This window comes from Mesorhizobium sp. M7A.F.Ca.CA.004.04.2.1 (assembly GCF_004022825.1).
GTDB lineage: Bacteria > Pseudomonadota > Alphaproteobacteria > Rhizobiales > Rhizobiaceae > Mesorhizobium.
Window position 1 is genome coordinate 1 of the sequence record NZ_RZPH01000135.1, and the last position, 9,108, is coordinate 9,108.

General features: G+C 64.3%; 8 protein-coding genes. 2 read left to right on the top strand and 6 right to left on the bottom strand.

What is annotated here, in order from left to right; translation table 11 throughout:
* The 6 genes from EN893_RS08870 to EN893_RS08895 form a co-directional block, all read right to left on the bottom strand.
* The coding region (locus EN893_RS08870; RefSeq protein ID WP_164900771.1) for a methionine ABC transporter permease at window positions 1–628 on the bottom strand (628 nt) is incomplete at its 3' end.
* Window positions 609–1,706, bottom strand: a complete 1,098-nt coding sequence (locus EN893_RS08875; protein ID WP_128361494.1) for a methionine ABC transporter ATP-binding protein — start codon at window positions 1,704–1,706, stop codon at window positions 609–611. The genes EN893_RS08875 and EN893_RS08870, both read right to left, overlap by 20 nt.
* An 88-nt stretch (window positions 1,707–1,794) precedes the next feature.
* Entirely contained in the window at window positions 1,795–2,649 is an 855-nt protein-coding gene (locus EN893_RS08880; RefSeq protein ID WP_127266745.1) for a MetQ/NlpA family lipoprotein, read from the bottom strand.
* 252 nt (window positions 2,650–2,901) lie between these two features.
* Complete coding sequence (locus EN893_RS08885) at window positions 2,902–4,389, bottom strand: aldehyde dehydrogenase (protein ID WP_127266746.1); 1,488 nt, start codon at window positions 4,387–4,389, stop codon at window positions 2,902–2,904.
* Window positions 4,386–5,579: a cytochrome P450 gene (locus EN893_RS08890; RefSeq protein ID WP_127266747.1), complete on the bottom strand. Its 1,194-nt coding sequence runs from the start codon at window positions 5,577–5,579 to the stop codon at window positions 4,386–4,388. Before EN893_RS08890 ends, EN893_RS08885 begins: the two co-directional genes overlap by 4 nt.
* 57 nt (window positions 5,580–5,636) lie before the next feature.
* Window positions 5,637–7,085 (bottom strand): APC family permease, encoded by a 1,449-nt coding sequence (locus EN893_RS08895; protein WP_127266748.1) that lies wholly within the window; start codon window positions 7,083–7,085, stop codon window positions 5,637–5,639.
* Between the two features lie 173 nt (window positions 7,086–7,258).
* Here EN893_RS08895 and EN893_RS08900 point away from each other — a divergent pair, with 173 nt between their 5' ends.
* Complete coding sequence (locus tag EN893_RS08900; RefSeq protein WP_127266749.1) at window positions 7,259–8,029, top strand: IclR family transcriptional regulator; 771 nt, start codon at window positions 7,259–7,261, stop codon at window positions 8,027–8,029.
* Window positions 8,029–9,108 (top strand): Tm-1-like ATP-binding domain-containing protein (locus EN893_RS08905; RefSeq protein WP_164900772.1); only part of this gene is annotated, 1,080 nt, incomplete at its 3' end. The genes EN893_RS08900 and EN893_RS08905, both read left to right, overlap by 1 nt.

Below are 9,108 nucleotides of genomic sequence, written 5' to 3' on the forward strand. Positions count from 1 at the left end.
GCCGGTCCCCCGCCCACTGGATGCCGCAGACCAGGATGATCAGCACGATGACCACCGCGATCATGACGGACGTCTCAAATCGTTGATAGCCGTAGCGGATGGCGAGGTCGCCGAGGCCGCCGGCGCCGATGGCGCCGGCCATGGCCGAGGCACCGATCAGCGTCACCAGCGTCACCGTGAAGCCGGCGACGATGCCGGGCAGGGCTTCCGGCACCAGCACCTCGCGGATGATCGTCCAGCGGTTGCCGCCCATGGCGCGCGCCGCCTCGATCAAGCCACGGTCGACCTCACGCAACGACACTTCGGCAATGCGCGCGTAATAGGGCGTGGCGGCGATCGACAGCGGCACGATGGCTGCCCATGTGCCGATCGAGGTGCCGACGATCAGCCGCGTCACCGGGATCAGTGCCACCAGAAGGATGATGAAGGGCACCGAACGGAAGCCGTTGATGACGGCGCCGAGCGCCCGGTTCACCCACAGGCTTTCGGCAATCCCGCCGCGTTCGGTGGCGATCAGTGCCAGGCCGAGCGGCAGGCCGAAGACCAGCGAGATGAGGCCGGAGGCGGCTGTCATCAGGACGGTTTCCCAAATCGAACGCAGCAGAAGTTCAAACAGGATCGGCGACATGGCCAAGCACCTCCCCCCGCGCCTGGCGGGTCTTCAGGAATGTGATGATGTCAGCGAGATGATTTGCATCGCTGCCGGGAACAGACAGGAACAGCGTGCCGACGGGCTGTTGCTGGATATGGTCGATGCCGCCGTGGATGAGGCGGAAGGCGCCTGGAACAGCCGTGGCAAGGTCGGACAGCAACGGGCCGCGTGCCGCATCACCGGCCACGTCGACGCGCAGGATCGTCTCCGCGCCGGCCGCCGGCAGCAGCCGGGCCGCCAGTTCGGCTGGCAGCTGTGGCCGGATGGCGCCGAGCAGGCTTTTGGTGATGTCTGATTGTGGGTCGGCAAACACCGACCAGACCGGCCCTTGCTCGACGATGCGCCCGGCGTCGATCACCGCAACGCGGTCGGCGATCGAGCGGACCACCTCCATCTCATGGGTGATCAGAAGGATGGTCAGCCCAAGCTGCCGGTTGATGTCCTTGAGAAGGGCGAGGATGGAGCGCGTTGTTTCCGGATCGAGCGCCGAGGTGGCTTCGTCCGACAAGAGCAGCGCCGGGCGTGCTGCCAGCGCCCGGGCGATGCCGACACGCTGCTTCTGGCCGCCCGACAGTGACGCCGGATAGGCTTTTGCCTTCTCGGACAGGCCGACGAGGTCGAGCAGTTCGGCGGCGCGCTTCAGTCGCTCGGCCTTCGGGCGGCCCTCGATCTTGAGCGGCAGCGCCACATTGTCTTCGACGGTCTTGGCCGACAGCAGGTTGAAATGCTGGAAGATCATGCCGATGCGCCGCCGTAGCGGCTGCAGGTCGCGCTCGCCGAGCCGGCTGATCTCTCGGCCTTCGATGAAAACTTCGCCGGAGTCAGGACGCTCCAGCCCGTTCAGGCAGCGGATCAGCGTCGACTTGCCGGCGCCGCTGCGGCCGATGATACCGAGGATCTCGCCCTTGCGCACGGTCAGCGAGATGCCGTCGAGCGCCGCTGTCGCACCGAAGCGGCGCTTCAGCTCGACGAGGCGCACGACGTCCTGAGACGCGTCGGGCCGGGCATGGATCGGATCGGCGGTTTCTCCGGATGCCGTGATATGCTGGTTCATGAATGTTCCTGTTCCCGAAAACGCAATCGCGGCCCGCGCCTGAGCGCGGACCGCTGTTGCTATCGAACCGGGCTTCCGGTCGACCGGATCAATAGGCGCTGAGGCCGGTGCCCTTGTAGACCTTGTCGAACTCGGCCTTCACCGCCTCGTTCTGATAGGAGGCGACCAGCGTCTTCACCCAGGCCTCGTTCTCGTTACCGGCCTTCACCGCGATGAAGTTGCGGTAGGGATTGTCGGCGATCGGCTCCTGCGCGATGCGGTTTTCCGGCGTCAGGCCGCTTTTCAGCGCCCAGTCGGTGTTGACCACGGCCGCGTCGAGATCCTCGACCGAGCGGCCGACAATGCCGGCGTCCAGTTCCTTGATCACCACCTTCTTCGCGTTCTCGGCGATGTCGACGGTGGCGGCGAGAATGCCGGTGCCGTCCTTCAATTTGATCACGCCCTCGTTCTGCAGCACGCGCAGCGCCCGGCCTTCATTGGATGGATCGTTCGGCACGCCGACGACCGCGCCCTCGGGCAGGTCGGCGACTGCTTTGTACTTCTTGGAGTAGAGGCCGATCGGCCACACGCCGGTATAGCCGACGCGCACGATATGATACCCTTGAGTCTTGATCTGGTTGTCGAGATAGGGCTGGTGCTGGAAGGCGTTGGCGTCGATTTCGCCGCGCTCCAGCGCCTCATTGGGCTGGGTGTAGTCGTTGAACACCACGGTTTCGATGGAGAGGCCCTTTTCGGCGGCCTGGGCGACGACGACTCGCCAGACATCCTCGTCCTCACCGCTGATGATACCCACCTTGATCGCCTTTTTGTCCTCGGCGAACGATGCGCCGGGCGCCATCAGGCTGCCGATCGCCACGGCCGAGGCGAACAGCAGAGCAAGGCCACTGCGCCGGTTGACGGTTGACCCCGGGGAAGATGGCAAAGTGTTCTTGAAGTCGGACATGATTGATCTCTGTGGTTGTGAAGTCATGGCAGCGAGGCGGATTGCCTAGCCTTGGTCACATCCTCAGAAATTCTATCAAGTTTATCAAAGAACGCCTTTCGCCGTTCTCGCCAAAGCCGGGAATATTCTCTCAAAATTTTCGGGTGAGTGAGAACGAGACGCCATTGAATCGATCGCCGCGGGCTACGATGCGATCCGCTGCGCTTCGGAAGTAAGATCGGACTCTCGGAAAAACCGGCGCTGACGCCAGGCTCAAAGCGCGATCCACGCCGTCTTCAGTTCCAAATATTTCTCCAGCGCGTGAAGCGACTTGTCGCGGCCGAAACCGGACTGTTTGACGCCGCCGAGCGGCACGGTGATGTCGGCGCCGCCATAGGTGTTGACGTGGACGACGCCGGCATTGATGGCGCGCACCATGCGGTGTGCTGTGGAGAGGTTGGCGGTCCACACCGCCGAGGCGAGCCCGTAGACGGTCGAATTGGCAAGCCGCACCGCCTCCTCCTCGGTCTCGAAGCGCATGACGCCGAGCACTGGCCCGAACACCTCCTCGCGCGCAAGCTGCATGTCTTGCGTGACATTCTCGAAGATCGTCGGCGCCATGTAGCTGCCGCCGGTCTCGGTCAGAATCCGCTCGCCACCGGTGACCAGCTGGGCGCCTTCTTCGGTGGCTCTGGCGACGAAACCGAGATTCTTGTTCAGTTGCTCGGCGCTCGACACGGCGCCGACATCGCTGGTGAGATCGAGCGGATCGCCGACTTTGAGCCGCGTGGTTGCCGCGACAAGTTCGTCCATGAACCGATCATAGACCGCTGACTGGACCAGAAGCCGCGAGCCGGCGACGCAGACCTGGCCGGAATTGCGAAAAATGCCGTTGGCCGAGACGACCGCCGCCTGTTTCAGGTCGGGAGCATCGGCAAAGACGATGTTGGGCGACTTGCCGCCGAGTTCGAGGAAGACGCGCTTCAGATTGGAGCGAGCGGAATATTCGAGCAGCCGTCGGCCGACCGGCCCCGAGCCGGTGAAGGCGATGGCGTCGACATCCATATGCAGGCCGAGCGCTTCGCCGGTGACCGCGCCACGGCCGGTGACGACATTGAGCACACCGGCGGGAAGTCCGGCCTCGCTTGCCAATTCGGCCAGCTGCAGCAGCGTCAGCGAAGCGATCTCCGGCGGCTTGACCACCACGCAATTGCCGGCGGCAAGTGCGGGCGCGATCTTCCAGGCGCCGATCATCAGCGGAAAGTTCCACGGCACGATGACGCCGACGACGCCGAGCGGCTCCTTGTGGATCAGTCCGAGCACATTGTCGGCCGTTGGCGCGATCTCGCCGTAGACCTTGTCGATCGCCTCGGCATAGTAGCGGATGGTGCCGGCGGCCGAGAGCGGTTCGGCCTTGTAGGCCATGCCGATCTCGGTGCCATTGTCGCGCACGCCGAGCACGGCGAGCTCGTCGGCATGCTTTTCGACCAGCTCGGCGAATTTCGTCAGCACCTTCTTGCGAAAGGCTGGCGCTGATCGCGACCACGAGCCCTTCTCGAACGCCTTGCGCGCCGACTTCACGGCGCGGTCGATATCGGCGGCGTTGCCGTCGGCGATGCTGGCGAACGGCCGGCCGTCGATCGGCGACGTCACCGGCAGGCTTGCGCCGCTTGTTGCCTCGATCTGCACGCCATCGATGAACAGGCCCCGTGCGCCGATCTCCGTCCTGCGCAGCGTGTCGATGGCATTCTGACTGATCATGGGTGACGGACTCCCAGGCAAACATGCAATGTGGTTGGCGCGCGGAATTCCCAGCCGCGAAACACCGGCTCCTTGCCAGGCACAAGGCTGAGATCGGGGAAGCGCAGGAGCAACAGCCTCACCGCAAGGCACATCTGCTCGCGTGCGAAAAACCGGCCCGAACAGAAATGATGGCCGAAGCCGAAAGCGGCATGGTTGCCTTCGTCGCGGTTGATGTCGAAGCGGTCTGGATCGGCAAAGCGGCTCTCGTCACGGCTTGCCGAGGAGACAAGTGCGGCAACCGCGGCACCGGCTGGAATCGTCACGCCGCCAAGCTCGACCGCCCGTGTCGTCTGCCGCGTCTGCGTGCCGATCGGCGCCACCCAGCGCAGGCCCTCGTCGACCGCCTTCGGCACGAAGGTCTCGGGATCGGCGAGCACCTGCCGCATCTGTTCGGGATGGGCCAGCAGACCGGCCAGGATCGAGCCGGCGCCATGTCCGGGCTCCTGCATGCCGCCAAGCAGGATGACCTTGATGCTCGGCATCAAAAAATCGATCGGCCGCGTCGTGCCCTCCGGCATGCCATCGTGCAGCATATGCGACAGCGCCGAGTCATCTGGCTGGCGCGCAAGTCTTTCCAGCGTCGGCAGGATGGCGTCGCCGACCTCGGCACTGATCGCGTCGGCGATCTCCTGCCGCTTCGGGTCGTTCTCGAAATTGATGGCGCCCTGGGCAAGGCCATAGAACCAGCGGCGCAGCGTCGGCATGTCAATGTCGGCAAGGCCGAGCGAGCGCGCCAGGCTGAGCGTCGACACCGGTTCGAAATAATCGGCCATCAGCTCGGCGGAGCCCTGGTTGGCGATCCGGTCGAGAAGAGGTTCGGCAATCGACCGCACGAGGTCGCCGGCATAGGCGGCAACGGTGCGCGGCCGGTATTTCGGATCGACGCCCTGTCGCAGCTGTTTATGCGTTTCGCCATCGGTGGTCAGGATGGTGGGCTTGCCGAAGGAGCGCTCGACCGGCGATGAGCCGACGACGGCGGAGAAGATGTCGGGCGACTTGGCGACGCTCTCGACATCCTTCCAGCGGGTGACGAACCACAGGTTGACCGCCGGCACGAAAGCGACAGGCGCACTGCGCCTGAGCTCTGCATAGATCGGGTAGGGATCGGCTTCCAAAGCCTCAACGGTGATATTTTCGGCAAAGCTCAAATCCGCCACTCCCCTTGTGGTGTAAGGGCGGCGTGGCACGCCGCCCCTTTGCTTTTCTCAATCTTTCAGCGGCTGGCCGAGGTTTTCGAAGGCTATGGGATCGCGGCTCTTCAGCGCGCTGGCCAGCAGCAGGCCGACGATCGCGGCGATCAGCACCAGCCCCGGCAGGAACACGCCAAGAAAACCGCCGGCCCCGGACAGGCTGCCGAAATTGATGACGATCAGGTAGATGATGATGACGAAAGCGATGAAGGTCAGCCCGGGCAGGATGGTGGTCTTCAGCGCGTTCTCCTGGGCTGCCGGGTTGGCGCGGAAGAACATCACCACGGCAAGCGAGGCCACCGCCATCATGACGATGACGCCGAGCGTCGCGACATTGGTCAGCCACGAAAACAGCGCCAGCACCGGATCGAGGCCGAGCACGGCGAACAGGCCGACGACGACCGCAGCGAGCACGCTCTGGATGACGGAAGCGACATGCGGGCTCTGGTGCACCGCATGCGTCACGCCAATCGTCTGCGGCAACAGTTTTTCGCGGCCCGAGACATAGATATAGCGCGCAACCGCATTGTGGAACGCCAGCACGCCGGCAAACAGGCTCGACACGAACAGGATGCTCATCGCCTGCGACAGCATCGTGCCGGCGTAACGATCCGACAGGCCGAACAGGAAGGTCGTCGGATCCTGCAGCCCTTGCAGCGTCGGCAGCAGCTTGTCGACACCGGCGCCGACCGCCATCAGCCATGCCGTGAGCATGTAGAAGACGCCGATCAACACGACCGAAAAATAGGTGGCGCGCGGAATGGTGATCTTTGGATCGCGGGCTTCCTCGGCATAGATCGTCGTCGCCTCGAAACCGATGAAGGCGGCAAAGCAGAACAGAATGGCGATGGCCGGCGAGCCTGATGTGATCTGGCTCCAGCTGAACGGCGCCGCCGACAGGCCGCTATCGCCGCCGGTCTTGAGGATGGCGATGTCGAGGACCAGCACCACAAGATATTCGCACAGCACCAGCACCGTTAGGATCTTGGCGGAGAGGTCGACCTGCCGATAGCCGAGCACGGCGACCAGCGCGATGGCGATGAAACTCCACACCCACCAGGGCAGGTTGATGCCCCAGCCGGCGAACAGGCCTGACGTCGCGGCGCCGAGCAGGCCCATGACCCCGATCTGCATGGCATTGTAGGACAGGATGGCGATCAGCGCCGTGGCGCCGCCGGCCATGCTGCCGAGGCCGCGCGCGGCATAGGCATAGAAGGCGCCGGCATTGCCGACATGGCGTGACATGGCGACATAGCCGACCGCGAACAAAAGCAGCAGCACAGTCACGATCAGATAAGTGCCGGCAAAGCCGGCGCCATTGCCCATCAGCATGCCGAGCGGCGTGCCGCCGGCGACGGCCGTGAGCGGGGCGGCCGCCGAAATCACCATGAAGGTGATGGCGCCGACGCCAAGACTGTTCTTGCGCAGCCTGTTGGCCGGCGCCTGTTCTGCAACTGCTGTCATCGATCCCTCCTGTTTGCAAACCCTCAGGCTCGCCGGCCGAATGGCCTGTCCCATGCACTCTGGCGGTTGGTTCGTTATTTGAACCGTTATTTTGAATATAGACTTGCAAACAATGCCGATGCCTGTCAAGTTAATTCACACGTTAAATGATTGTCCCGAACCGGGAGGCAAATTTGAGTACGGTCGGAAAAGCGATCTCGCTTCTGGAGCTGTTCAGCGTCGACGAGCCCGAGCTCGGCCTGTCCGATCTGGCGCGCCGCTCGGGCTTCGACAAGGCGACGACACGGCGGCTGCTGGTTGCGCTGGCCGGCCATGGTTTTGTCGAGCAGGATATCGGCACGCGGCACTATCGCCTCGGCGCCGGCCTGTCGCGGCTGGCGCGCATCCGCGAAGCGCGCTTTCCTTTCCTGCAGACAGCTGTTCCGCTGGTGCGGGACCTGGCAGCATCGACGGCCGAGACCGTGCATTTGTCGGAATTCGGCGTCGACAGGCTGGTCACCGTCCATGTCGAGCATCCGGCATGGGCGAACCGGGTCAACATCGACATCGGTCAGTTGTTGCCCCTGCATTCGACCGCGTCGGGCATCGCCTATTTGGCCTTCGCCCGCGACGAGACCGTCAAGGCGTGCCTGACGGGTTCCCTCGACGCTTTCACGGCCCATACGCTGATCGAGCCGGCCGCCATCTCAAGATGCATGAGCGAGGCGCGCGAGCGCGGCTATTCGATCTGCGACCAGGGCTATGAGGAAGGTGTGATCAGCGTCGCGGCGGCAATCCGCGGGGCGGATGGCTTTGCGCTCGGCACCATCGCGGTGGCGGCGCCAAAGGCCAGAACGACGGCAGCCGCGATCACGGAGCGGGGACTTGCCGTGAGGGAGGCGGCACGGGAGATTTCCATGCGCCTCAACGGCGAAAACCTGCAAATCTTGAGGAGGCAGGCCTGATGCCCTCGGAGACAGCGCCCCGCATCCTGGTCATCGGCACGGGCGACACAAAGGCCGAAGAGCTGCTGTTCATGAAACAGTGCATCGAGCAGTCAGGCGGCAGCGCCGTGATGATGGATGTCAGCGTGCTGGGCGACCCGCCCTACAGCCCGGACCACGACAAGCATGCCGTGGCCCGGGCCGTGGATGTGACGATCGCCGAGATCGTCTCGAGCGGTGATGAGAACACCGCCATGACGCTGATGGCCGGCGGCGCGGTGCAGCTGGTGCGCAAGCTCCATCAAAACGGCGAGATCGACGCTTTCATCGCCATCGGCGGTTCGATGGGGACAGATCTGGCGCTCGACGTGGCGCTTTGCCTGCCGCTCGGTGTGCCGAAATTCGTCGTCTCGACCATCGCCTATTCGCATCTCATCCCGCCCGAGCGCGTCGCGCCCGACCTGATGATGATCCTCTGGGCCGGCGGGCTGTACGGCCTCAACTCGATCTGCAGGCTGGTCCTGTCACAGGCCTGTGGTGCGGTCGTCGGCGCGGCCAGGATTGTGCTGGAGGCCCGCATGTCGGCTCCAGCAATCGGCCCGACCATCGGCATGACCTCGCTCGGCAGCAGCTGCCTGCGCTACATGAAGACGCTGAAGCCGGCGCTGGAACAGCGCGGCTATGACGTTGCCGTCTTCCACACCACCGGAATGGGCGGCCGCGCCTTCGAATCGATTGCCGGTCAGGACCATTTTTGCGCGGTGTTCGACTTCAGCCTGCAGGAAATTACCAATCATCTCGCGGGCTCCGTCGTCAGTTCCGGCACCGACCGGCTGGAGAATGCCGGCGCTCGCGGCACTCCGCAGATCGCCGCACCCGGGGCGGTCGACATGGTCGATCTGCCGACCTGGCAGGATTTGCCGGCTAAATTCTCGACGCGGCCCTTTCATGCCCACAACAGGCTGATCGCGTCGATCACCGTCGATGCCGACGATCGTCGGCAGGTCGCCAGGACCATCGCCGCCAAGCTCGGCGCCGCGAAAGGCCGCTCCGCCTTCATCCTGCCTACCGGCGGCATCCAGGAATGGGACGTGCAGGGC